This is a genomic window from Arthrobacter sp. OV608 (genome assembly GCA_900110595.1).
Classification (GTDB): Bacteria; Actinomycetota; Actinomycetes; order Actinomycetales; family Micrococcaceae; genus Arthrobacter.
In genome coordinates this window covers 102567-128164 of sequence record FOEZ01000001.1, presented here as the reverse complement: position 1 = coordinate 128164, position 25598 = coordinate 102567, and the positions used below count along the sequence as shown (strand labels likewise).

Here is a 25598-nt window from a genome sequence, read left to right as displayed (position 1 = left end):
GAGGGCCGGGATGCAGCTCAAGGAACTGAGTGAGGCGTCCGGTACCACGCCGGCGACCATCAAGTTCTATCTTCGTGAGGGCCTCCTACCACCCGGCGAGGCAGTTCACGCCACGCGTGCCAGCTACTCGCGGAAACACATGAAGAGACTGCAGCTCATCCACGCTTTGCGCCGGATCGTGGGCCTCAGCATCGACCAGGTGCGCAGCATTGTGAGGTTATCGGACGACGGCGTTCCGCGCCTTACGCTGCTGGCCCACGTCCAGCGCGTGGTGCTGGGCCTGGGCTCCGACGCCGCCGACGTCGCCCGGACCGAGGCCGCAGACGCCGTAGTAAGGATGCGGGATTGGCCGGACGCGCAAAGCGATGCACGCGACGCCCTGGACCGGCACCTTGCCATGATGGAAGGGCTGGGCATTACTCTCCCACTGGAAGTTCTGGATCAATACAGTCGCGCCGTTGACGCCATCGCTGGACTTGATCTTGAGTTGACGACGGCCGGGAACGACACGGACGACGTCATTCTGACAGCGGCCATCGGCATGCATATGCATTCCCAACTATTGCTCAAGCTGCTCGCCTTGGCCCAAGCCAGCCACGCCATCCGGCGACTGCACCCCGGGGACTGACGGTTAAACGCCGAACGCCTCCCCGTGCAAAACGGAGAAGCGTTCGGAAACCCGCGGCCACAAGTGAGCGCGCGTCCCAAGAAACCCGGCCACAAGTGAGCGCGCGTCCCAAGAAACCCGGCCACAAGTGAGCGCGCGTCCCAAGAAACCCGGCCACAAGTGAGCGCGGGTCCGAAGGGTTAGCGCTCGAGGTCGCCGCGGATGAAGGCTTCCACCTTTTCGCGGGCGAGGTCGTCGTTGAACTGCTCCGGCGGGGACTTCATGAAGTAGCTCGATGCGGAGAGCAGCGGGCCGCCGATGCCGCGATCCAGGCCGATTTTGGCGGCGCGGATGGCGTCGATGATCACGCCGGCGGAGTTGGGTGAGTCCCAGACTTCCAGCTTGTACTCGAGCGAGACAGGGGCGTCACCGAAGTTGCGGCCCTCTAGGCGGACGAAGGCCCACTTGCGGTCATCGAGCCACTGGACGTAGTCGGACGGGCCGATGTGGACGTCTTTCGCGGCCAGTTCGGCTTCGACGTTGGAGGTGACGGCCTGGGTCTTGGAGATCTTCTTGGACTCGAGGCGGTCGCGCTCGAGCATGTTCTTGAAGTCCATGTTGCCGCCAACGTTCAGCTGGTACGTCCGGTCCAGGGTGACACCACGGTCTTCGAACAGCTTGGCCATCACGCGGTGCGTGATGGTGGCACCGATCTGGCTCTTGATGTCGTCGCCGACGATCGGCACGCCGGCGGCGGTGAACTTGTCAGCCCATTCCTTGGTGCCCGCGATGAAGACGGGCAGGGCGTTGACGAATGCCACGCCGGCGTCGATTGCTGCCTGGGCGTAGAACTCCGCAGCTTGCTGCGAGCCAACGGGCAGGTAGCAGACCATAACGTCAACGGCGGCGTCCTTGAGGGCCTGGACCACGTCCACGGGCTCCTCGGTGGACTGTTCGATGGTCTCGAGGTAGTACTTGCCGAGGCCGTCGAGGGTGTGGCCGCGCTGGACAGTGACACCGGTGGGCGGCACGTCGGCGATCTTGATGGTGTTGTTTTCGCTCGCCAGGATGGCGTCGGCCAGGTCAACGCCGACCTTCTTGCCGTCGACATCAAACGCGGCGACGAACTCAACGTCACCCACGTGGTACTGGCCGAACTCAACGTGCATCAGGCCCGGGATCGTGGCCTTGGGGTCGGCGTCCTTGTAGTAGTGGACACCCTGGACCAGCGAAGCGGCGCAGTTTCCTACGCCGACGATTGCAACACGAATCGGATGTGAAGACACGGAACTCCTTTAGGACAAACGTCAGCCGGCCGGTTCGGCTTCGAGGGAAGTACGACGACGGCCGGCAGGCTCGGCGCCGCGCGGCGCCTTTTCATACTACCCAACACAGCGGGACGGAGGCTTGTTCCCCCGTCCCGCCTGTTGGAATGGCAGGACGGAAATCAGACCGGCTGTTTCCAGAGGTTGATGTCCGATTCCACGGCAAACTCGTCGATGGCAGTCAACTCGTCGGCGGTGAATTCGAGGTTGTTGATGGCGGACAGGGTGTCCTCCAGCTGTGCAACGCTGGAGGCGCCAACCAGTGCCGAAGTTACCGGCGACCCCTTGGGCTGGTCCCGCAGGATCCAGGCGATGGCCATCTGCGCCAGCGTCTGGCCGCGGCCCTCGGCGATGGCATGCAGGCCTCGGATCCGCTCCAGCTTCTCGTCCGTGATGGCGTCCTCGGACAGGAACCGGGCCTTGGCCGCCCGGGAGTCAGCAGGGATGCCGTTGAGGTAGCGGTTGGTGAGCATGCCCTGGGCCAGCGGCGAAAAGGCGATGGAACCGGCCCCCACCTGGTCCAATGCCTCGTACAGGTTGGGGCTGCCGTTCTCGGTCCACCTGTTGAGCATGGAGTAACTGGGCTGGTGGATCAGCAGCGGCGTGCCGAGTTCCTTCAGGATCCGGGCTGCCTCCAGGGTCTGTTCCGGGGTGTAGGACGAGATCCCCGCGTACAGGGCCTTGCCCGAACGCACGGCGTAATCCAGGGCACCCATGGTCTCTTCGAGCGGTGTTTCGGGATCCGGCCGGTGGCTGTAGAAAATGTCCACGTAGTCCAGGCCCATGCGCTGCAGTGACTGGTCCAGGCTGGAGATCAGGTACTTGCGGGAGCCCCACTCGCCATAAGGCCCGGGCCACATGTAGTAGCCGGCCTTGGTGGAGATGACCAGCTCGTCACGGTACGGCTTGAAGTCGTCCTTGAGGTGCCGGCCAAAGTTGGTTTCGGCTGAGCCGTCCGGCGGGCCGTAGTTGTTGGCGAGGTCGAAGTGGTTGACGCCCAGGTCGAAGGCACGCCGCAGGATGGCGCGCTGTTCGTCAAAGCGCTTGTCGTCGCCGAAGTTGTGCCAGAGGCCCAGCGAGATGGCCGGGAGCTTCAGGCCGCTGCGGCCCACCCGGCGGTAGGGCATGGTCTCGTAGCGGTTTTCCGCCGCGGAATAAGTCATACGTTCCATCCTGCCAGTTGTGACCGGCGCTACAGAGGGTGGCGGGAAAAGTTACGCCGCGGGCTGACAGAGCCCAGCCGGCGGCGTAACTTTCCAGCAGGAATCAGGATTTCAGGATTGCTGCGCTCCACGGCGCCAGGGCGAGGGCTTCGCCGTCAAGGCCTGTTCCGTCGTCGGTAGTCAGCAGGGCTGTCCCCGAAACGTCGTCCAGCCGCAGCTTGGCGTCGGAGAAGTTCAGCACCACCTCGACGCTTCCCCGGCGGAACCGCAGCCAGCCGGCGTCGTCGTCGAACGTGACGTCCGTCTCGCCGAAGCCAAGGCCGGCAAGCTCGGAATACTCGCGGCGCAGCGCCGTGAGGGAGCGGTAAAGCTCCAGGAGGCGCGCGTGGTCCCCGGCCGATGCTTCGTCCCAGTTGAGCTTGGACCGGCGGAAGGTCTCGGGATCCTGGGGATCGGGAACGACGGCGGGATCCCACCCCATCCGCTCGAACTCCTTGATCCGGCCTTCCGCCGTAGCCTTGCCGAGCTCAGGTTCCGGGTGCGAGGTGAAGAACTGCCAGGGCGTGCTCGCCGCGAACTCTTCACCCATAAACAGCATCGGAGTGAAAGGAGACGTGAGCGTGAGCACGGCGGCCACGGCCAGTTGCCCGTAGGACAGCGACTGTGAGAGCCGGTCCCCGGTGGCCCGGTTGCCAATCTGGTCGTGGTTCTGGTTGCACACCACCAGTGCCGCAGGGTGAGCCAGCGCCGCATTGATGGGACGGCCGTGGTGCCGGCCGCGGAAGCTGGAGTAACTGCCGTCATGCAGGAACCCGTCCTTCAGGACCTTCGCCAGAACCGCCAGGGACGCAAAGTCGGAGTAGTACCCGGTGGTTTCGCCGCTGACATTGACGTGCACGGCGTGGTGGAAGTCGTCGCTCCACTGTCCGTCCAGGCCGTAGCCGTTGGCGTCGCGGGGGTAGATCAGGCGCGGGTTGTTCAGGTCCGACTCAGCGATCAGGGTTTTCGGCAGCCCGGTTTCAGCCGAGATGGCATCGCCCACGGCACCGAACTCCTCCAGGATGTGCACGGCCCGCTCATCGCGCAGGGCGTGCACGGCATCCAGCCGGAGCCCGTCCACGTGGTAGTCCCGGAGCCACAGTGCGAGGTTGTCCAGGATGTACTCGCGCACCACGTCCGAGCCGGGGCCATCCAGGTTCACCGAATCACCCCAGGTGTTGGCGTCCCCCTGCTTCAGATAGGGTCCGAACTTCGGCAAATAGTTACCGCTGGGGCCAAGGTGGTTGTACACCACGTCCTGGATGACGCCGATGCCGGCCGCATGGGCGGCGTCCACAAACCGCTGGTAGGCCTGCGGACCGCCGTACCCCTCGTGGACCGCGTACCACTGCACGCCGTCGTAACCCCAGTTGTGGGTGCCGTTGAAGCCGTTGACCGGGAGCAGTTCCACGAAGTCGACGCCGAGGTCCGCCAGGTAGCCAAGCTTTCCGGCGGCGGCGTCCAGCGTGCCCTCGGGAGTGAACGTGCCCACGTGCAGTTCGTAGATGACCGAGCCCTGCAGGTCCTTGCCTTTCCAGCCGCCGTCCTGCCAGTTGTGCGCGGCGGGGTCAAAGGTGCGGGAGAGCTCGTGGACTCCAGCGGGCAGCCGGCGCGAGCGCGGATCGGGCAGCGGGTGTCCGTCGCCGTCCAGCAGGTAGCCATAATCCACTTCGCCCTCACCGGGTGCGTCCGGTGCGGTCCACCACCCGTCGTGCCCGGGCGCCGTCTCCTTCTTCAGCATCGGATACTGCCGGCCGTCCGCCTGCAGGATCACCGAATGCGCGTCCGGCGCCCAGACGTCGAAACGTCCGGGGCCGCTGTTGACGAGGGTCATGCCTGTTCTCCATCCACCGGTGCCAGCAAAGCCACCGGGTAGGTACCCAGCACATCCGCAACCGAAACGCTGCCGGGACCGTAAGCGGCCCCCGTCAGCTCGTCCCGCATGGCAGACGGAAGTTCGACGACGGTGTCCCGCCAGCCGCCGGCCGTCCCGAGTCCTGCAGGCAGCCGGGTGGCCAGCGTCAGCGCACCCGGAGCATCCGATGCCCCGCGGTGGAACGCGAGCAGGTGCCCGGCAGCAGCACCGGACGCGTTCACCGGGGTGTAGCCCTGGAACAGTTCGGGCCTATCGCGGCGCAGCCGGAGTGCGCGGGAGGTGACCAGGAGCTTGCTGGTTTCCGTTCCCGCCTCAGGCAACGTACCGCCGTCGAGCTTTGCCAACTCCTGCTGCCGGACTGTAAAGTCCACCGGCCGCCGGTTGTCCGGGTCAGTCAACGAACGTTCCCAGAACTCGCTGCCCTGGTACACGTCCGGGACGCCGGGCATGGTCAGCTGGACCAGTTTGGCGGAAACGGAGTTGGACGCGGCGTAAGAATCAATGCGTGCAACGAAGTCCTCCACCACTTGGGTGACCCGAGGCTCGTCGAACACGGCATCAACAGCCGCCTTGACGCTGGACTCAAACTCCTCGTTGGGGTCCGTCCACATGGTGGAGTTGCCGGCTTCCCGGGCAGCCTTTTCGGCATAGCCCTGGAGCCGTTCCCTGCTTGCCGGCCAGGCTCCGATAATGGCCTGCCACAGCAGGTTCTCGTACGGGCCGTCCGGAATCGGCGCCAGTTCGCGGAGCGTGTTCAGGGTGGCCGCCCACTCCTGGGGCAGTTCGGCGATGACGGAGATCCGGGCCCGGGCGTCCTCGCTGCGCTTGGTATCGTGCGTGGACAACGTGGTCATGGAGAGCGGAAGCTGTTCCTGCCGGCGCAGCATCCGCTGGTGGAACTCATCCGTGGACACGGAGAACTCGGTAGGTTCAGCGCCCACCTCCGTCAACGTGCCCAACCGGGTGTAGCGGTAGAAGGCGGTGTCCTCCACGCCCTTGGCCATGACCATCCCGGAGGTCTGCTGGAACCGGACCGCGATGGGGTTGGCCGGGTCCAGGAGCAGCGGCAGCAGCGTTCCCACCGCAACCTCCAACTCTGGCCGGTAGGCCGCGGCGGACTCGCAGGCCTCCTTGAGGATCTCCGCCCCCGTGGGCAGGTAGGTCCGGTACACCGGGAAGGCGGCGATGATTTCCGCCAGGGCGTCAGCGGCCTGTTCCACCGGAAGCCCGTGGGACTCGGGAACCAGGCGGGCCAGGCGCAGCACCTCGGACCGGAGGATGCCGTCAGCGATCATCCGCTTGGTGCCACGGACCATTTCGGCGTAGTCCGCGGGTGCGGCAGACTCCCGGAGCTTGGCGTCAAGCTCGTTGAGGGGCTGCTCGCCTGCGGGGTCAACAAATACCCGGTCCACGTCAGCCAGGGCGTCGTACCCGGTGGTTCCTTCGGTGGCGAAGTCCTGCGGCAGGGTTTCGCCCGGCTCCAGGATCTTCTCCACGAGGATGTAGGCCCCGCCGCTGAGGTCCTTCAGCCAGCGCAGGTAGCCGGCGGGGTCGGCCAGGCCGTCCGGGTGGTCCACCCGCAGCCCGTCCACCAGCCCCTCTTTGCACCAGCGGCCCACTTCGGCATGGGCTTCCTGGAACACGCGCGGGGTTTCCACCCGGATACCGGCCAGCGTGGTGACGGCGAAGAAACGCCGATAGTTCAGCTCGGCATCCGCTCGGCGCCAGCCGATCAGCTCATAGTGCTGGCGGCTGTGCACCTCCTGCGGCGAATCGCCGTCGGAGTACGTGCCGTCGGCGATCGGGAAGCGGTGGTCGTAGTAGCGGAGCTCGCCGTCCTTGATCTCCAGCTTGTCCAGGTCCTCGTCCGAACCCAACATGGGCAGCCGAAGCTTCCCACCGGCCAGCTCCCACTCGACGTCGAACGCCTCGGCGTACGGCGAACCCTGCCCTTCCTTGAGCAGGGACCACCACCAGGGGTTCTGCGCCGGAGTCGCGACGCCCACGTGGTTGGGCACGATGTCCACCAGGACACCCATGCCGTGCTCGCGCGCAGCTTTGGACAGGGCCAGCAGCCCTTCCGGGCCGCCGCGTTCCGGATCCACTGCGGAGGGGTCGGTCACGTCATAGCCGTGGTCCGAGCCCTGCTCCGCGGTGAGGATCGGCGAAAGGTACACCCAGTCCACGCCCAGCGATTTCAGGTACGGAACCTGCTCCGCAGCATCGAACAGGGTGAAGCTGCGGCGGATCTGCAGCCGGTAGGTGGAGGCGGGGACCCTCATTTCTTCGAAGCCTTTCGCGAGCCCACCTTCGTGGTCTTCCCCGGCTCTGCCACCATGGGGGTGCTGAGGGATTCAGTCTCGCTGGTGGAGGTCTGGGTCAGGGCAGCCAAGGACGCCGCCACCGAGTGGTCCGGCTCAACTTCCTCGATGGTGTGGGCGCGCAGGACCACCAGGGACTTGGCCTCCACGGGCAGCGGCTGTCCGGCGTTGACGGGTTCGGTATCAGCGTTTTGCCCGGCGGTGTCGATGATGATGTCCCAGGCCGGCGCGTACTCGTCCGAAGGCAGGGTGAACTTGACGGTGTCGTCGTGGGCGTTGAAGTACAGCAGGAAGTTGACGTCGGTAATCCTGCGCCCGCGCGCGTCCTTGCCCTGGATGCCGTCTCCGTTCAGGAAGACGCCCACCGAGCGGCCAAAGCCGCTGTCCCAGGCCTCGGGCTTCATGGTTTCGCCGTCGGGATCGAGCCATACAATGTCCGGCAGCCGTTCGCCTTGGCCGCGCAGCACCGGCCGGCCATCGAAGAAGCGGCTGCGGCGGAACGTGGGGTGCTTGGCGCGCAAGGCGTTCACGGCGGCTGTGAACTCCACCAGCGGCTGGTCAATGGATTCCCAGTTGACCCAGGTCAGCTCGGAGTCCTGGCAGTAGCCGTTGTTGTTCCCCTGCTGGGTGCGTCCCAGCTCGTCGCCGTGCAGGAGCATGGGCACGCCCTGGGACAGCAGCAGCGAGGCGATGAAGTTCCGCTGCTGGCGGGCCCGCAGCGACAGGACCTCGGGATCGTCCGTGGGGCCTTCCACGCCGCAGTTCCACGAACGGTTGTGGGATTCGCCGTCGTTGTTGCCCTCGCCGTTGGCGTCGTTGTGCTTCTCGTTGTAGGACACCAGGTCTGAAAGGGTGAAGCCGTCGTGCGCGGTGACGAAGTTGATAGACGCCACGGGGCGGCGGCCGGAGTGCTCGTACAGGTCCGCCGAACCGGTGATGCGGGAGGCAAACTCGCCCAGGGTTGCAGGCTCGCCACGCCAGAAGTCGCGCACGGTGTCGCGGTACTTGCCGTTCCACTCTGTCCACTGCGGCGGGAAGTTGCCCACCTGGTAACCGCCGGGACCCACGTCCCAGGGCTCGGCGATGAGCTTGACCTGGGAGACAACCGGGTCCTGCTGGATGAGTTCGAAGAAGGTGGAGAGCTTGTCCACATCGTAGAACTCGCGGGCCAGGGTGGAGGCGAGGTCGAAGCGGAAACCGTCCACGTGCATTTCGGAAACCCAGTAGCGCAGCGAGTCCATCAGCAGCTGCAGGGAGTGCGGCTGGCGGACGTTCAGGGAGTTGCCGGTGCCGGTGTAGTCCATGTAGTGCTTTTCGTCGCCCTCCATCAACCGGTAGTAGGCGGCGTTGTCGATGCCCTTGAAGGACAGCGTGGGGCCTAGGTGGTTGCCTTCGGCAGTGTGGTTGTACACCACGTCCAGGATGACCTCGATACCGGCTTTGTGCAGCGAACGGACCATCGCTTTGAAGTCCTGGACCTGCTGGCCGGTATCGCCGGTGGAGCTGTAGGTGTTCTGCGGTGCGAAGAAGCCGATGGTGTTGTAGCCCCAGTAGTTGTTCAGGCCCTTGTCCTGCAGGGTGCCGTCATTGACGAACTGGTGCACCGGCATGAGCTCGATGGCAGTGACGCCGAGCTTCTGGAGGTGTGAGATGACGGCCGGGTGGGCCACGCCGGCGTACGTGCCGCGCTGCTCTTCGGGAATTTCCGGGTGGAGCTGGGTGAGGCCCTTGACGTGGGCTTCGTAGATGACCGACTGGTGGTAGGGAATCCGGAGGTTCTGGTCACCGTCCCAGTCGAAGAACGGGTTGATCACCACGCCCATCATCATGTGGCTGGCGGAGTCCTCGTTGTTGATGGAGTCCGGCTCGCCCAGGTTGTAGGTGAACAGCGACGGGTCCCAGTCCACCTGGCCGTGGACGGCCTTGGCGTACGGGTCCAACAGGAGCTTGTTGGGGTTGAAACGGTTGCCGGACGCGGGGTCGTAGGGTCCGTGGACGCGGTAGCCGTACTTCTGGCCCGGCTGGATCTGCGGGATGTAGCAGTGCCAGACGTACCCGTCCACCTCGTCCAGGGGAATGCGGGTTTCCTTGCCGTCGTCGTCGAAGAGGCAGAGCTCGACTTTTTCTGCTCGTTCGCTGAACAGGGCAAAGTTGGTGCCGGTTCCGTTGTACGTGGCGCCAAGGGGATAAGCCGATCCAGGCCAGACTTCCATAATGCTCCTCTTTGTGATTCCACAGCAAAAACCAAGGGCCCCTACTGCAGGTGCGAACTATTGCCTACCGTAACGGCAAGGTGTGACTATTACGTTTCCGGACCCCAGAGTTACTAAGCGTGCTTACTTTACCCCATACGCCAGGCAAGGCCGCCGCGATTCCGCCAGCAGCGATCGGGCCGCCGCTGACAGCGTCCGACGCCGCCCTCCCGGCTTTACCGTGCAGCGCCGCTCCCAGCGCGGCCACCGCAGCCCAGCGCACGTCCGGTTCCACGCCCACCTCACTGTAGCGTCCGACGTCGGCACCCGACTGGGCGAGCAGTGCACCGATAACACCGGCCAGGACGTCGCCGCTGCCTGCAGTGGCGAGCCACGGAGTGCCGTCGGCCTGGCTGAAAACGTCCCCGCTTGGGGCCGCCACCAGCGTGGTGGCCCCCTTAAGCAGGACCGTGGCGCGGGTCAGGGCAGCCGCCCGGCGGACAGCAGCAAGGGTTCCGGCTTCCACGGCCGCACGGTCCTCGTCGCCGCCCAGCCTCTTCAGCAGTGCGGCGAGCTCCCCGGCGTGCGGGGTCAGGACCACATGTGGCGCCAGGACTTCGGGAAGGGCGGGCAGCGCGCCGGCATCGGCCACCACAGGCAGGCCTGACGCGATGGCGTCCCTGGCGCGCTGCAGCTGGTCATGGTCGTCCGGCCCCATTCCGGAGCCCACCAGCCAGGCCTGGACCCGGTTCTCCGCCACAGCGCCGGTACTGCAGACCACCTCGGGGCAGGACTGGCGCACCAGATCAGCCACCTCGGGCGGCCCCAGGTACCGGACCATCCCCACTCCAGCGGCCAGGGCGCCACGGCAGGCGAGGACTGCTGCGCCGGGATAGTCTGCCGAGCCGGCCACCACGCCCAGCACTCCGCGTGAATATTTATGGGCCCGCCGCGCGGGATGCGGCAGGAGGCGGGCGATGTCAGCCTCCTCGAGCCTGCGCAACTCCGGCCTGTCGAGCTGCTCCTCGATGCCAATGGCCACCACTTCCACCCTCCCGGCATGGTCAGCGCCGGGGTCGGCCAGCAGGCCTACTTTGGCTGCTCCGAAGGTGACCGTGAGGTCAGCTGAAAGAACCGGCTCGGAGACCCCGCCGCTATCCGCGTCCACGCCGCTGGGCAGGTCGCACGCGACCACAAAGCCCGCGGTGCCAGGTCGGGAGCGGGCCTCGTTGATGGCGTCGACCAGGCTGGCGGCACTCCCCCGCAGCCCACCCTTGGCACCGGTTCCCAGCACCGCATCAATGACGACGTCGGCGCGTGCCGTTTCTGCTGCCAGCTCGCCGAGTGCCTCATCAGTAAGGTGACGGGCCCGCCCGCCTGCGCGCTCAAAAGCAGCCGACGCCTGGGGATGGGCGGAATCTGCGGTGAGTATCGCCGTCGTACGCATGCCGCGGGCGGCGAGGAACGCTGCAGCATACAGGCCGTCGCCGCCGTTGTTTCCTTTTCCGGCGAGGACTACTACGCGCGCACCGTACGTCCGGAGGCCGCGGACTTTGAGCTCCCGGATGATGGCGTTCGCCAACCCGTGCGCGGCGCGCTGCATCAGGACATCACCGAGTCCGGCAGCGAGGAGTGGTTCCTCGGCCTGCCGGACCTGTTTTCCTGTGTAGGCGCTGATCACGGTGTCAGTGGCGGTGGCCCGCCGGTTCAGCCTTCGGCCAGGACCGTGGCGGTGGCGATGCCGCCGTCGTGGCTGATGGAGAGGTGCCAGCGCTTGACGCCTTTGGCCTCGGCGACGGCCAGCACGGTGCCCTTGACCTGGACGGTGGGGCCGTTGTGGTCCAGGCCGATCCAGCAGTCCTGCCAGTTCATGCCAGCGGGCGCGCCGAGGACCTTGGCCACAGCTTCCTTGGCGGCGAACCGTGCGGCGAGGGACCTGGTGTTCAGCTCGCGCTCGGCGGGAACGAACAAACGGTCCCGGAGGCCCGGGGTGCGCTCAAGCTGGCGGCCGAACCGCTCGATGTCTACAACGTCTACGCCAATGCCAACAATCATGCGGCTTATTCTACGGTGACGCATGTTACTGGCCGGACCACGGCGCTGCGGCAGGAGGGGTTAAAAGCGGAAACCCCGGGTTGGTGAACCCGGGGTTTCGCTGTCCGCGGACGAACTACTCCACCGTGACGCTCTTGGCGAGGTTGCGGGGCTGGTCCACGTCGTAGCCCTTGGCTGCGGCGAGTTCCGCGGCGAAGATCTGCAGTGGGACGGTGGTCAGCAGGGGCATCAGGAGGGTGGGCGTTTCCGGGACGTAGAAGACGTGCTCGGCGTAGGCCTTCACGGCTTCGTCGCCTTCCTCGGCGATCACCAGGGTGCGGGCGCCGCGGGCCCGGACTTCCTGGATGTTGCTGATCACCTTGGCGTGCAGCGATTCGCGGCCGCGGGGGGACGGGACCACCACGAACACCGGCTGGCCTTCGTCGATAAGGGCAATGGGGCCGTGCTTGAGCTCACCGGCGGCGAAGCCTTCGGCGTGGATGTACGCGATTTCCTTGAGCTTCAAAGCACCCTCGAGCGCCACCGGGTAGCCGACGTGGCGGCCCAGGAACAGTACCGACTTCTCGTTGGCCATGCTCCGGGCGAGCTCGCGCAGCGGGCCGGCGTTGTCCAGGATCTTCTGGATTTTCGCGGGGATCTTGTTCAGGTCCGCGAGGACGTCCTTGATCTGGCCGGAGAAGATGTTCCCGCGCAGCTGCGCCAGGTACAGGCCCAGCAGGTATGCGGCGGTGATCTGGGCCAGGAACGCCTTGGTGGAGGCCACAGCGATTTCCGGACCTGCGTGGGTGTACAGCACGGCGTCGGACTCACGCGGGATGGTGGAGCCGTTGGTGTTGCAGATGGAGATGGTCTTGGCGCCCTGTTCGCGGGCGTAGCGGACGGCCATCAGGGTGTCCATGGTCTCGCCGGACTGGCTGATGGACACCACCAGGGTGTTCTCGTCCAGGATGGGGTCCCGGTAGCGGAACTCGTGCGCGAGCTCCACCTCGGTGGGGATGCGGCACCAGTTCTCGATGGCGTACTTGGCCACGGTGCCGGCGTAGGCGGCGGTGCCGCAGGCCAGCACGATGATCTTGTTGACCTGTTTCAGCCGTTCAACATCGATCCGCAGCTCATCCAGCGTCAGTTTGCCGTTGATGTCCGAGCGGCCCAGCAGGGTCTGCGCCACGGCGTCAGGCTGGTCATGGATTTCCTTCTCCATGAACGAGCTGAACCCGCCCTTTTCCGCGGAGGCCGGGTCCCAGTCCACGTGGTATTCCTTGCCCTCGGCCGGCTTGCCATAGAAGTCGGTGATCTGCACGGTGTCCGCGGTGATGGTGACGATCTGGTCCTGGCCCAGCTCCACTGCGCGGCGGGTGTAATCGATGAAGCCGGACACGTCCGAGCCGAGGAAGTTCTCGCCCTCGCCCAGGCCCACCACCAGGGGGGAGTTGCGGCGGGCTGCCACCACCACGTCGGGCTGGTCGGCGTGGACGGCGAGCAGGGTGAAGGCGCCCTCCAGGCGCTGGCAGGCCAGCTCCATGGCCCGGGTCAGGCCGCCGTCGGAAGCGTCGCCGCCGAGCTTGTTCCGGAAGATGTCGCCCAGCAGGGCCGCGGCCACCTCGGTGTCCGTCTCGGAGAGGAAGGTCACGCCCTTGTCCAGCAGCTCAAGCTTGAGCTCGGCAAAGTTTTCGATGATGCCGTTGTGGATCACGGCGAGCTTGCCGTCATCGGCCAGGTGCGGGTGTGCATTGCGGTCGGTGGGACCGCCGTGCGTGGCCCAGCGGGTGTGGCCGATCCCGGTGACCGTCTCCGGCAGCGGACGGGCTTCCAGCTCGGCAATCAGGTTGCTCAGTTTGCCCGACTTTTTCCGGGACTCAATCAAACCCTGGGACACAACAGCGACCCCTGCGGAGTCGTAGCCCCGGTACTCCAGGCGGCGCAGTCCTTCAAGGACCACATCCAGCGCACTGTGACTTCCGCCGTTACCAGAACGGCCCACGTATCCTACGATTCCACACATAGGCTCAAGACTATCGGCAGGGGCGCCCGGGACTTAAACCGGGACGCGGCGCACCGGCCGCTTCTGTTGCGCGGGAGACTGTGCTCCAGCGCACACGCATTTCGCTCTCAGCCGGGCTGGGGGCAGAATCTCTAAAGTGACTGTGCAACGCAACGAAGCGAACGGAGAGGGTGTCTCCCCGTTCGTCGAGCTGGACCGGCAGACTTGGTCCCGGCTCGCAGACGAGATGGAACAGCCTCTTAACGAGGAGGATATCTTCCGTCTCCGCGGCCTTGGCGACCCCCTGGATTTGAAGGAAGTCCGGGAGGTCTACCTGCCGCTCTCCAGGCTCCTGCACCTGTATGTTGAGGCCGCCGGTCAACTGCACGCGGCAACCACCACCTTCCTGGGCGAGCAGACCCAGCGCACGCCGTTTGTGATCGGTGTGGCGGGCTCGGTGGCCGTTGGAAAGTCCACCATTGCCCGTGTGCTGCGCGAAATGCTGCGGCGCTGGCCCGGCACCCCGAACGTGGAACTGATCACCACGGACGGTTTCCTGTACCCGCTGGCAGAGCTGAAACGCCGGCAGCTGCTCGAGCGCAAGGGCTTTCCGGAGTCCTACGACCGCCGGGCGCTGCTGCGTTTTGTGAGCGAAATCAAGAGCGGCGCCGAGGAAGTGCGGGCGCCCTGGTACTCCCACGTCACGTACGACATTGTTCCGGGCAAGGAAGTGGTGGTCCGCCGTCCGGACGTGCTGATCGTGGAGGGGCTTAACGTCCTGGCGCCGGCCCGGCCGCGGCATGACGGCAAGCAGGGGCTGGCGCTGAGCGATTTCTTCGACTTCTCCATCTATGTGGACGCCAAGACCTCCTACATTGAAGAGTGGTACGTGGACAGGTTCCGCAAGCTCCGCACCACGGCCTTCGCCCAGCCGGAGTCCTACTTCCACCGGTATGCGAGCCTGTCCGATGACGAGGCCGAGAGCACCGCGCGGGACATCTGGAAGCGCATCAATGAGCCCAACCTGGAGGAGAACGTCCTCCCCACGCGTGGCCGGGCCCAGCTGGTGCTCACCAAGGATGCGGACCACTCGATCCGCCGTATGCTGCTCCGGAAGGTCTAGCACAGGTGTGCTACGACTGCGCTACCACTGCCGGACCTGCCGGGACGGCGACCAGCCGGCGCAGCTTCGCCCGCTTCCTCGCGGCGGGCGCAGGGCTCACTGTCCTGGCAGCCTGCGCGCCGGCTGCACCTGAGGCGGCGGCGCCGTCGTCGGCCTCCCCTACTGCGTCACCGTCGCCTTCCGTGGCAGCCGCGATGACGACGGCGGAGGGCACCACAGCCGCTCCCCCGCCTTCGGAGGCGTCCCCCACGCCGTCACCCTCCTCTGCGTTGCCGCGGCAGTTCTCACTCACCGACCCCGCGAGTCCGTGGCTGGTGGTCAACAAGCACCGGCCGCTGGTTCCGCCCGACTATGTGCCGGCTGACCTGGTGCAGCCCGCCGTCGCGACCACAGCGTCCGGTGAGGCGGCGCTGCTGAACAGCACGACGGCGGCGGCCGCCGAAGCGATGTTCGCGGCAGCGGCGCAGGATGGCATGGCGATGGTCCTCGCGAGCGGCTACCGCTCCTATACGACGCAGGTGGCGACTTACAACGGGTATGTCGCCTCGCGCGGCCAGGCCGACGCCGACACGGCCAGCGCCCGGCCCGGCTACTCGGAACACCAGACCGGCTGGGCGTTCGACATCGGTGACGGTGGGGGCGCATGCAGCTTCCAGCCGTGCTTCGCGGACCAGCCCGCGGCTGTGTGGGCGAAGGCCAACGGCCACCGGTTCGGGTTTGTGGTGCGGTATCCGTGGATGTTCCACCCGATCACGGGGTACTACTACGAACCGTGGCACCTGCGGTATGTCGGGGCGGAAGCGGCCATGGACATGTTGAACCGCGGCATCAACACGCTGGAGGAGTACTTCGGCGTGGAGGCTGCGCCCGGGTATCCGTGAACGACCAGTACGTGTACTTAGTTCCCAACACGCGCGGAAAAGTCACCCCTCCTTCACCGGCGGTTACGGTTGCTGGGCTAGCTTGGTTCCTATGCTGACTGGATTCAAGAACTTCATTATGAAGGGCAACGTTGTTGACCTTGCCGTCGCTGTAGTGATGGGCGCCGCGTTCGGCGCCGTTGTCACATCAATCGTCGAAGGCCTGCTCACCCCGCTGATCGGGCTCCTGTTCCAGGCGAAGGGCATCGAGGAAATGCAGTGGGAGGGCTTCCTCTATGGGAGGGTCATTTCCGCGGTCATTTCGTTCGTGCTGATCGCCGCCGCCATCTACTTCGTGGTGGTTCTGCCCATGAACCACATGATCGAGCGCCGCAACCGCCGGCTCGGGATCAAGCAGGACGTGAAGGAAGAATCCGCAGAGGATCCGCAGATCGCGCTCCTGACGGAGATCCGGGACGCTCTGAGGGAGCGCGCGTCCTAACGTTTGCTCCTAAACCTGTGGCCCGCTTCCGTACGGAGGCGGGCCACTGTTTTTGTCCTGGTTACTCGCTGACGAGCTGCTCCAGGGCCAACTCGGACCGGACCACCTGGGCGAGGTGCTCGGCGATGGATTGCGCCGTCTCTTCGTCGGCGGCTTCCACCATCACACGCACCACGGGCTCGGTTCCGGACGGGCGGAGCAGGACGCGGCCGGTATCGCCCAGTGCGGCTTCCGCCGATGCTACTGCCTGGGCCAGGACGTCGTTGCTGCCCACCTTGGTGCGGTCCACGCCCTTGACGTTGATGAGGACCTGGGGAAGCTTGGTCATGACGGTGGCGAGTTCCTTGAGCGGGGTCCCCGTCAGTGCGATTTGGGCGGCCAACTGCAGCCCGGTGAGGACGCCGTCGCCTGTGGTGGCGTGGTCAGCGAAGATGACGTGGCCGGACTGTTCGCCACCAAGGTTGAAGCCGCCGTCGCGCATTTCCTCGAGAACGTACCTGTCCCCTACCGCCGTTTCACGGATGCTGATGCCGGCTTCGCGGAGGGCGATCTTCAGGCCGAGGTTGCTCATCACGGTGGCAACCAGGACATCGTCCTTGAGTTTGCCTGACTTCTTCAGCGCGACGGCGAGGATAGCCATGATCTGATCGCCGTCCACTTCGTTGCCCTCGTGGTCCACTGCGAGGCAGCGGTCGGCGTCACCGTCGTGGGCGATTCCCAGGTTTGCGCCGTACTTCACCACGGCTTCCTTGAGGGGGCCAAGGTGGGTGGAGCCGACGCCGTCGTTGATGTTGTGGCCGTCCGGGTCCGCACCGATGACGATGACATTCGCGCCCGCGTCCTTGAACACCTGGGGCGAACAGCCGCTCGCGGCGCCATGGGCGCAGTCGAGGACGACGGTGAGTCCTTCGAGGTTATGCGGCAGGGTTTGCAGGAGGTGGACGATGTAGCGGTCCTCGGCGTCCGAGAAGCGCTGGATGCGCCCGACGTCGGCACCGACCGGGCGGACAGCCTCCTTGGTCATCTGGGCCTCGATGGCGTCCTCCACGTCATCGGGGAGCTTCTGGCCGCCGCGGGCGAAGAATTTGATGCCGTTGTCCGGCGCCGGGTTGTGCGAGGCGGAGATCATCACACCGAAATCGGCGTCCAGGTCGGCCACAAGGTAGGCCGCTGCGGGCGTGGGAAGGACGCCGGCGTCGTAGACGTCAACACCTGAGCTGGAGAGCCCTGCCTCCACGGCGGCGGCGATGAACTCGCCGCTGGCACGCGGGTCACGGGCCACCACGGCGCGCGGCCGCGACCCGTTGGAGTTGCGGTCGTGGCCGAGTACGACGGCGGCCGCCTGGGCCAGCTGCATGGCAAGCTCCGCAGTCAACAGACCGTTCGCCAGCCCCCGGACACCATCAGTTCCAAATAATCTAGACACCGGTCAAGTCTAGAGGATGGGGATGCGGGCACCTGCGTAGGCGGCCGCCCACGGCTGCTTCTACTTGGTGAGTACCTGCCCTTAGCCCAGGGTAATTACTGGGACTACTTGATTTTTTTCGGTGCTACCTGTCTTTGCCCAAAAGCCTCGCCAGCCAGATTTCGGCACCTCTACGATCCATGCATGACACCTAGCTATGGGGGCTTGGCGCTCGAAATTGTTGTACCGGTCTTCAACGAAGAAGCGGTACTCGAAAACAGCATCAGTAGGCTCGCCGAATATCTGACGCACGAAATGCCGTCGACGTGGAAAATAACCATCGCCGATAATGCAAGCACCGACCGGACTCCGGTGATTGCCGCTCGACTTAGCGAGCACATGCCGAACGTTGAATACCGCCGTCTTGAGGTAAAAGGACGGGGATACGCGCTGAGAGACGCTTGGGGCGCTTCCGAAGCCAAGGTTCTTGCGTATTTGGACGTGGATCTGTCCACTGACCTTGCAGCCTTGCCGCCTCTGGTGGCTCCGCTTCTGTCCGGGCACTCCGATATCTCCATTGGCACTCGACTGGGGCAAAGCTCTCGCGTTAGCCGAGGCCCGAAAAGGGAATTCATTTCCAGGTCCTACAATTTCCTGCTCCGCCGCACGATGCAGGTGCGTTTTTCCGATGCCCAATGCGGCTTCAAGGCGATTCGGGCCGACGTTGCCAAGCGCCTGCTCCCTCACGTTGAAGACAACGGCTGGTTCTTCGATACAGAGCTACTGATTATTGCCGAACGTTCAGGTCTTCGCATTCATGAAATCCCTGTCGATTGGGTAGATGACCCGGATAGCCGGGTGGACATCAAGCAGACGGCCCTTGCCGATCTTCGGGGAATGGTGCGGGTAACCGGGTCCTTGGTTAAGGGAGTGATACCAGTTCAGGCGATATACGCCGAACTGGGACGCCGGCCGATTGTGCCAGTGGGACGGCCAAGCTTTTTTGGCCAGGTGTTGCGCTTTGGCCTGGTGGGAGGGGTCTCGACTCTTGCCTTCGCTTTGCTGTATCTCGTGCTCCAAGGACCCTTCGGCGCGCAGGAGGCGAACTTCCTGTCTCTGCTTTTGACTGCAGTAGGTAACACAGCGGCCAACCGCCGGTTCACGTTTGGCATTAGTGGGCCGGACAAACTCTTCACGCAGCAGTTCCAAGGCCTGATGGTATTCCTCCTGGCATGGACCATTACGTCCTCTTCCCTTCTGATTTTGCATGCCGCAAATCCAGACGCAGCACCGAATTTGGAGCTTTTGGCACTGACTGCAGCCAACATCTTCGCGACGTTGATGAGGTTCGTCCTCCTGCGACTTTGGGTCTTCCGATCTGGCCGCAGTGAAGAACGGTCAGCCCTGGCGGCATTTCGTCCTGCCGGAGAATCTGCGCGATGAGTGTGGCTCAGGCGAGCCGTTCAGTGGCTCCGATATCAGGCCGTGCCAGCACTCGGCTTTGGCGTTGGGAGCAAGTTGGACTTGCCGTCCTCCTGGCCGCTACGGCGTCGATGTTCCTTTGGGGGTTGGACAGAAACGGGTGGGCCAACCCCTACTACTCCGCCGCCGCACAGGCCGGTTCACAGGACTGGAAAGCCTTCTTTTACGGCTCCCTGGACGCCGGCAATCTCATCACGGTGGACAAACCACCCCTTAGCATCTGGATCATGTCCCTCTCAGTCCGGCTCTTCGGACTGAACTCGTGGGCCTTGCTCGTCCCCCAAGCGCTTATGGGCGTCACCACTACTTGGCTGATCTACAAAATTATCCGCCGCAGCCACTCGGCTGCTCCGGCCTTGTTGGGCGGACTCATCTACGCCACCACCCCCGTGGTAGTACTCATGTCCCGTTACAACAACCCAGAACCACTCATGGGGCTCCTGACAGTGGCAGCCGTGTACTTCGTCCTCCGTGCTATTGAGGACAACCGCTGGGCCTGGTACCTGCTCGCTGGCGCCTCGCTGGGCCTGGGTTTCATGGCCAAGCAAATCCAGGCGTTCCTGCCAATCCCCGCGCTCGTCCTGGTAGTTCTGATTTTCGGCGCCGGTACCCTCGGTGCGCGCCTCGTACGACTCCTTGCAGCCCTCGCAGCCCTGATCATCAGCGGTGGTTGGTGGATGACCCTAGTCGAGCTCACTCCGGCAGCAGCGCGACCCTACGTCGGCGGGTCAGCCACGAACAGCATCCTCGAACTCACTCTCGACTACAACGGGCTTGCAAGATTTATCCGCATTCCTACCCAAGCAGATGGAAATCGAGCCGCTGCGCACGACGAACTTGCTCCCTACAACGGCGGTTTCACCCGGATTTTCGACGGTAATTTTGCGCCAGAGATCGCGTGGGTGTTATTCCCGGCTATAGCGCTTTCAATCGTCATGATTGTGCTTCACCGAACGTTGAGTCTCAGCACCCGCAAAAGAAGCGCCGCAGTGCTAGGCGTTGCCTGGTTTACAACGACGCTTCTTTTGCTGTGCTTCATGGGTTCCATGATTCACACCTATTACACTTATTCCCTCGCTGCCCCTACGGCTCTAGTCGTTCCCATTGGCCTATACGAACTCTGGCGCAAGCGGGATCGGGTGGTGCCACGTTCAGTGGGTGGACTGGTCATCGCCTCCGGAACGTATATGTGTTTCCGCGTTCTCAACTACAGCGATGTCTGGCCCATCTGGTTCCGAATCCTCGTTGTGGCCGGTGGAATCTTATGCGCTGCAGGGTGGCTAATCTGCAGTTCAAAGCGCGGCACACTGATGACAGCGGGCGGGGTTGCAATCTCATTGATACTGGCACCGATGGGTGCAAATGTTTACACCCTTGCCATGCCGCAGAAGGGCACTAATCCTCAGTCCGGTCCTATCGCTAACGATCCCATGGCTATGTCACGCCTGTTGGCATCTGCTAGGGCAGGGACACCGGCATGGGCTGCCCAAATAGCCTTCGGCGCTGAACCATCACCACACGTAGCGGAACTGCTACGCCAGCAGGGGAATGAATGGACTGCAGCCACGTACTCTGCCCAGAACGCGGCTTTGTACCAGCTCGAATCGGGCCGGCCCGTAATTGCATTAGGAGGATGGCTCGGTACGGATCCAGCCCCGACACTTTCTCAGTTCCAGCGGTTGGTAACGGAGAGAAAAGTAGGGTATTTCATCTGGCAGGAGGATCTCCTGGAAAGGGGGGAGCTGAGCCAAGACACTATTGATATTTCACTTTGGGTGCACGAAAACTTCAAGGAAGAGACCGTTGATGGCGTTCGAATTTACGACCTCGACTCGTAACACGCGAGCCGGAAACTCCGGGGCACCATCGACGAGCAGGGCCGTCGGAAAGCGGGTGGCCGGCGTGGTCCGGAGCCTATGGCGAGGACGTGTTCAGGACCCAGCATGGGAGCGGCCAGCTTTACTCATAGTATTGGCAACAAATTTACTTCTTTATGGCTGGAATCTAAGCGCGAATGGCTGGGCGAATTACTACTACTCTGCAGCCGTTCAGTCCGGAAATTTGGACGTGACATCGTTCTTTTACGGCTCATCCGACTGGGGCAACTCCATTACCGTGGACAAGCCGCCCCTCAGCCTCTGGGTCATGGGCCTTTCGACGAGATTGCTCGGACTTAGTCCGACTGCTGTCGTGCTACCTCAGGTTCTTATGGGCGTGGGAACGACGCTCTTGATCTACCTCATCTTGCGGCGCTGCGTCTCCGCTGTCCCTGCCATTTTTGGGGCAATCGTCTTCTTTACCACTCCTATCGTCACCCTGATGTCCCGCTACAACAATCCGGACCCACTCATGCTGATGCTTATGACTGCCGCAGCTTGGTTCGTTCTGCGGAGCATTGAGACTCAACGCGGGCGCCTGTTCGTCGTGGCAGGCGCTTTGTTGGGGATGGCTTTCATGACAAAACAACTTCAGGGAATGCTAAATGTGCCAGCACTGGGACTTGCCTTTCTCCTGTTCAGCCCCCAGCCCTGGAAAAGTCGGTTAGGAACTGCAGCAGTCGGCGCTAGCGCATTGATAGTAACGGGTGGCCTTTGGATGGCCGTTGTCGATTTAATTCCAAGTGATCAGCGGCCTTACGTCGGCGGCTCGCCCTCAAACAGTGTCCTTCAACTGACCCTGGCCTACAACGGCATCGAGCGGATTGCTGGTGGGGGGACGATAAGCAAAGCGATGCAAGCTCCCAGCCAATTCCGCCCAGTTGACAGCGACGCGGGTTTTTTTCGATTGCTGAACGTTAACTACAATCAAGAGGCATCTTGGCTCTTGTTCGCAGGCCTCCTAGCTGTCATCCTGCTGGCGGCCCACTGGTGGTCGAATTGCAAAACTCCCGTCCTAAAAGCTGCAACTTTAGTGTCCATCGTCTGGCTTGTGACTGCTTTCCTGCTGCTGAGCTTTATGGGTGATCAAATTCACACCTATTACACCGCCGCGATTGCTCCGCCACTTGCCCTACTGCTCGGTCTCACACTGGAGATCCTCATCGCGAACCGAGCATCTCTGCGCACTCGCCTATCAGGGGCGGCTACTGCTCTTACGGCCTTACTCTCATCGTGGTTGATTCTTTCAGGAACAACGGGATGGCCTGAGTGGATGCCGAATGCTGTCCTTGGAGTTGGCATAGGGGCCGTGGCCGCGCTGATAGTGAGACCACCGACACGGAATATGGAACTGGGCGCTGCAACTGTCCTGGCCGCATCCCTGCTGTTCGCGCCGGTAGCTACGTCACTTCATAACGTCACCAAAGAATTCCATGGTTCGAATCCGATCTCCGGAATGCTGACCCGAAATCCCGCCAGTATCAGTCACCTCTTGAACTCGCTAGAACATAACGACCCAGCGTGGGGCCACGATGTCGTCGTCGGCCGTGCCCCGGATCCCCAGGTAGTCGAGGTGTTATCCGACACGAGCGGCTGCACGTGGGCCGCCGCCACTTACGCAAGTCAAACCGCAGCACGTCTTCAGTTGGAATCTGGTCGCCCAGTTATGCCAGTAGGAGGTTTTTCTGGGAGCGACCCCTCTCCAACTCTTGACCGATTCAGGGACAGTGTGGCTGCGGGACAAATCTGTTACTTCGTCCAACAGGAAGCATTCACAGAGGTCCAAGACCCGGAATCAACGTCGGCAGCAATTTCTAGATGGGTAGAGACTAATTTCGAATCCGAAAAGCTTGGGAGCACTACGGTGTATCCCCTCATCCAGCCCTAGCAAGGCGCTCATTCGACTCATATGAGCCCCAGAGTACATTGAGGGCGCCTACAGCAGTTCAGGTGGCCGCTCTACGGTGCTAAAAGTGTGGAACAGTACTTGCATCCAATCGTTAGGATATCTTCCGACTTGGATACGGTGGCCGCGTTTTCAGCTCAAACTGGCAGGACCATGACAATGACGGACACATTTGTGCAGCATCAAAAAGAAAGAGCGTGATTCGCGATGTAAGTAGGGAAAGTAGACAATTCTGAGCCAATCAGCGCTTGTCCCACCGGACCAGTGGTTCACCTACCTATACAGCCCACGGCTGGCTATTGGTGGCGCAGAGCCCGGGTCCTTATCATAGTGTGTTCATCGCGATGGGAATCCTCATTGTCATGGCATTCCGCATCTTTGGCTGACAGGTCAATTGCACAGCTAGTGCTATTGCGGCACGGCCGTAGAGGAAGGAACGCCGTCTGGGTAAACACGAGCTGCCTTCGGGCAAGGAGCTCAACAAGCGCGGATGAACGATGTGTCTTGCTCATCCTGCTCATGGCATGCAATAACACGTTGCCGAGTGGTCGATTGTTCATCTGCTTTGCATGCATCCGCCAGGAAGGGCGGCTTCGCCAGCGTTTCCCTAATATCAGACATCATTTCCGAACGGTCCTCTTACCGAAGAGTCCGCTTAGGTGGAGGCGCAGCAGCGGCCCCTCCTTTGCGGTTGCGTCTACCCTTTCGGCAAATATTCGTCAACGGTGCATCCATTTGCGTGCCTGCCCTCCGCAGGCGGGAATCCACCACCCAAGCTGATAGAAGGCGGGAAGTAATTGTTTCTGCGTCCGATCGTACTGACCGAAGACACCCTCTACTCGGATGCTTGAAGCATTAAGGACAGATAAGGGTTGGGCCTACACGCAGAAAGCCCGCCCCGCCAATGGCGGGACGGGCTTTCTGTGCAAGCGGGTTTAGCGCTTGGAGTACTGCTGAGCCTTGCGGGCCTTCTTGAGACCGGCCTTCTTACGCTCGATGACGCGGGCGTCACGGGAGAGGTAACCGGCCTTCTTCAGGGTGGCGCGGTTATTCTCGACATCGATCTCGTTCAGCGAACGGGCGATGCCAAGGCGCAGGGCGCCGGCCTGGCCGGAGATGCCGCCGCCGTGGATGCGGGCGATGACGTCGTAGGCGCCTTCCAGATCGAGGATCTTGAAGGGCTCGTTGACGTCCTGCTGGTGCAGCTTGTTCGGGAAGTAGTTGTCCAGCGCGCGGCCGTTAATGGTCCACTTGCCGGAGCCGGGGACAACGCGAACGCGTGCAACGGCTTCCTTGCGACGGCCAACTGCAGCACCGGCAACGGTCAGTGCCGGACGCTCCTTCTTGGGCGCAGCTTCGGCAGCTGAGCTTTCAGAGGTGTAGCTGGTCAGGGTTTCCTCGGCCTCGACGGCCTCGGTGGTCTCTTCGTTCTGAGCCACGATTCTCCTTGTATAGATAAGTTGTTTGGTGGCCAGGACTACTGGGCGACCTGGGTGATTTCGAAAGTCTTGGGCTGCTGTGCGGCGTGCGGGTGCTCTGCACCGCGGTACACCTTCAGCTTGCCCAGCTGCTGGGCAGCGAGGGAGTTCTTGGGGAGCATGCCCTTGATGGCCTTCTCCACGGCGCGGACCGGGTTGGATTCCAGCAGCTCCGCGTAGTTGACGGAGGTCAGGCCGCCCGGGTAGCCGGAGTGGCGGTATGCGCGCTTCTGCTCCAGCTTGGCGCCGGTCAGGGCTACCTTCTCAGCGTTGATGATGATGACGAAGTCGCCCATGTCCATGTGGGACGCAAAGGTGGCCTTGTGCTTGCCGCGCAGCAGGATTGCGGTCTGGCTTGCAAGACGACCAAGGACAACGTCTGTGGCGTCAATGACGTGCCACTGGCGGTTGATATCGCCGGGCTTCGGGGTGTACGTACGCACGGTGTTTGCCTCGTTCTTGTTCTGGCGTTCTTTTTTAGGTGTCACTAGCTCGTGCACCTACTGTCTGCGCGCTACCGGAACAGAGGTGAGGGCTCTATGTAACCAGTCATCCTGAGGTTCCGAATGTGCACGTTGAGTAGTCATCCTGCAACCGGATTCTCAAGCGGGCACGCACCATCGGAATAGGACACGCACAACGACTACCAAGATTAGCGCGTTAAGGCGTTCAGGGTCAAAATGGGGTAGCCGGACGGCGTCTCAGCTCCCGCCGGCATGGACGCAGGGGGTCGCGGTGTTTGCAGCGGGTAATGTCGGTTCCGAGTGGCTCCTCGCCCTTGGGGCGGGCCTTCTAGGGTTGATGCTCTCCCCCGCAGCTGAGATCCTCATCGCCAAATGTCTTCCGAGACTTGGCGGACTTCCCGGCCCGCCAGTGCGGATTACGACGGCGGCGGTCACCGGAATCTCATGCCTAGCTTTTGCACTGCGTTTGGGAATTGCTTTTGACTTCCCCGCATTTCTATTCCTTGCAGTAGTCGGCGTACAGCTCGCCCGCATCGATATTTCACTGCACTTGCTGCCGAATCCACTCGTTCTAATGCTCCTAGCCGGCGGGCTCTTGCTGTTTATAACGCCAGCCATTCTTAATCAGTATGCTGACGATCTGCTGCGCGCACTGGCTGGTGCCGTTATTTTGTTCGGAAGCTACCTCATTTTGGGTCTAATTTCCCCAAGAAGCATCGGGATGGGTGACGTGAAGCTTGCCGCGCCCATCGGCCTTTACCTCGGGTACCTAGGTTGGAGTCAGCTGCTTTATGGCGGCCTCCTCGGGTTCATACTCAACGGCCTGGTCACTGCTGCACTTCTCAACAGAAAAGGTCGAAAAACAGTGGCAGAGGTGGCCCACGGCCCCTCAATGCTGGGCGCTACCGCGGCCGTCACCCTCTTACTTCTTTAGCTCGTCCA

Annotated in this window: 19 protein-coding genes; 8 read left to right on the top strand and 11 right to left on the bottom strand. The window is 63.2% G+C overall.

From position 1 onward, the window contains the following. Nucleotides 1-10 precede the first annotated feature (10 nt). Nucleotides 11-628 (top strand): MerR family transcriptional regulator, encoded by a 618-nt coding sequence (locus tag BMX78_RS00670; RefSeq protein WP_091415165.1) that lies wholly within the window; start codon nucleotides 11-13, stop codon nucleotides 626-628. A 179-nt stretch (nucleotides 629-807) separates the two neighbouring features. On the opposite strand, the gene BMX78_RS00665 is transcribed toward BMX78_RS00670, so the two are convergent. From BMX78_RS00665 to glmS, 8 genes are all read right to left on the bottom strand, one after another. Then, nucleotides 808-1893 (bottom strand): inositol-3-phosphate synthase, encoded by a 1086-nt coding sequence (locus tag BMX78_RS00665; protein ID WP_091415162.1) that lies wholly within the window; start codon nucleotides 1891-1893, stop codon nucleotides 808-810. A gap of 161 nt (nucleotides 1894-2054) precedes the next feature. Then, entirely contained in the window at nucleotides 2055-3095 is a 1041-nt protein-coding gene (gene mgrA / locus BMX78_RS00660) for an L-glyceraldehyde 3-phosphate reductase (protein WP_091415159.1), read from the bottom strand. A 103-nt stretch (nucleotides 3096-3198) separates the two neighbouring features. Next, complete coding sequence (treZ, locus tag BMX78_RS00655; RefSeq protein WP_091415157.1) at nucleotides 3199-4968, bottom strand: malto-oligosyltrehalose trehalohydrolase; 1770 nt, start codon at nucleotides 4966-4968, stop codon at nucleotides 3199-3201. Next, nucleotides 4965-7292, bottom strand: a complete 2328-nt coding sequence (treY, locus tag BMX78_RS00650; protein WP_091415155.1) for a malto-oligosyltrehalose synthase — start codon at nucleotides 7290-7292, stop codon at nucleotides 4965-4967. The genes treZ and treY overlap by 4 nt, the downstream gene beginning before the upstream one ends. Continuing rightward, complete coding sequence (gene glgX / locus BMX78_RS00645) at nucleotides 7289-9544, bottom strand: glycogen debranching protein GlgX (RefSeq protein WP_091415153.1); 2256 nt, start codon at nucleotides 9542-9544, stop codon at nucleotides 7289-7291. Before glgX ends, treY begins: the two co-directional genes overlap by 4 nt. Before the next feature lie 64 nt (nucleotides 9545-9608). Then, complete coding sequence (locus BMX78_RS00640) at nucleotides 9609-11204, bottom strand: NAD(P)H-hydrate dehydratase (RefSeq protein WP_091415150.1); 1596 nt, start codon at nucleotides 11202-11204, stop codon at nucleotides 9609-9611. 26 nt (nucleotides 11205-11230) lie between these two features. Continuing rightward, entirely contained in the window at nucleotides 11231-11578 is a 348-nt protein-coding gene (locus BMX78_RS00635; RefSeq protein WP_013601780.1) for a holo-ACP synthase, read from the bottom strand. Nucleotides 11579-11693: 115 nt separating this feature from the next. Then, nucleotides 11694-13580, bottom strand: coding sequence for a glutamine--fructose-6-phosphate transaminase (isomerizing) (gene glmS / locus BMX78_RS00630; protein WP_091415148.1), 1887 nt, complete (start codon nucleotides 13578-13580; stop codon nucleotides 11694-11696). A gap of 136 nt (nucleotides 13581-13716) precedes the next feature. Here glmS and coaA point away from each other — a divergent pair, with 136 nt between their 5' ends. From coaA to mscL, 3 genes are all read left to right on the top strand, one after another. After that, complete coding sequence (gene coaA, locus BMX78_RS00625) at nucleotides 13717-14682, top strand: type I pantothenate kinase (RefSeq protein ID WP_091415145.1); 966 nt, start codon at nucleotides 13717-13719, stop codon at nucleotides 14680-14682. Between the two features lie 5 nt (nucleotides 14683-14687). Next, entirely contained in the window at nucleotides 14688-15563 is an 876-nt protein-coding gene (locus tag BMX78_RS00620; protein ID WP_091415142.1) for a M15 family metallopeptidase, read from the top strand. Between the two features lie 91 nt (nucleotides 15564-15654). Continuing rightward, nucleotides 15655-16044: a large conductance mechanosensitive channel protein MscL gene (mscL, locus tag BMX78_RS00615; RefSeq protein WP_091415140.1), complete on the top strand. Its 390-nt coding sequence runs from the start codon at nucleotides 15655-15657 to the stop codon at nucleotides 16042-16044. A gap of 61 nt (nucleotides 16045-16105) precedes the next feature. On the opposite strand, the gene glmM is transcribed toward mscL, so the two are convergent. Further along, nucleotides 16106-17470, bottom strand: coding sequence for a phosphoglucosamine mutase (gene glmM / locus BMX78_RS00610; protein ID WP_091415137.1), 1365 nt, complete (start codon nucleotides 17468-17470; stop codon nucleotides 16106-16108). A 183-nt stretch (nucleotides 17471-17653) separates the two neighbouring features. On the opposite strand from glmM, the gene BMX78_RS00605 reads away from it, so the two are divergent. From BMX78_RS00605 to BMX78_RS00595, 3 genes are all read left to right on the top strand, one after another. Further along, nucleotides 17654-18892, top strand: a complete 1239-nt coding sequence (locus tag BMX78_RS00605) for a bifunctional glycosyltransferase family 2/GtrA family protein (RefSeq protein WP_091415135.1) — start codon at nucleotides 17654-17656, stop codon at nucleotides 18890-18892. A gap of 125 nt (nucleotides 18893-19017) precedes the next feature. Then, a complete protein-coding gene (locus BMX78_RS00600) occupies nucleotides 19018-20769 on the top strand; it encodes a glycosyltransferase family 39 protein (RefSeq protein WP_286138733.1) in 1752 nt (583 codons plus the stop codon). Nucleotides 20770-20902: 133 nt separating this feature from the next. After that, on the top strand, nucleotides 20903-22696 hold the full coding sequence (locus BMX78_RS00595; protein WP_170850648.1) for an ArnT family glycosyltransferase: 1794 nt from the start codon (nucleotides 20903-20905) through the stop codon (nucleotides 22694-22696). Between the two features lie 953 nt (nucleotides 22697-23649). On the opposite strand, the gene rpsI is transcribed toward BMX78_RS00595, so the two are convergent. Together rpsI and rplM are read right to left on the bottom strand one after the other, a co-directional pair. Next, nucleotides 23650-24153, bottom strand: coding sequence for a 30S ribosomal protein S9 (rpsI, locus tag BMX78_RS00590; RefSeq protein WP_050054349.1), 504 nt, complete (start codon nucleotides 24151-24153; stop codon nucleotides 23650-23652). 38 nt (nucleotides 24154-24191) lie between these two features. Then, nucleotides 24192-24635: a 50S ribosomal protein L13 gene (gene rplM / locus BMX78_RS00585; RefSeq protein ID WP_015937805.1), complete on the bottom strand. Its 444-nt coding sequence runs from the start codon at nucleotides 24633-24635 to the stop codon at nucleotides 24192-24194. A gap of 358 nt (nucleotides 24636-24993) precedes the next feature. On the opposite strand from rplM, the gene BMX78_RS00580 reads away from it, so the two are divergent. Then, nucleotides 24994-25590 carry a prepilin peptidase gene (locus tag BMX78_RS00580; RefSeq protein WP_091415983.1) on the top strand — a complete coding sequence of 199 codons (597 nt, stop codon included), beginning with the start codon at nucleotides 24994-24996 and terminating at the stop codon, nucleotides 25588-25590. Nucleotides 25591-25598: the final 8 nt, after the last annotated feature.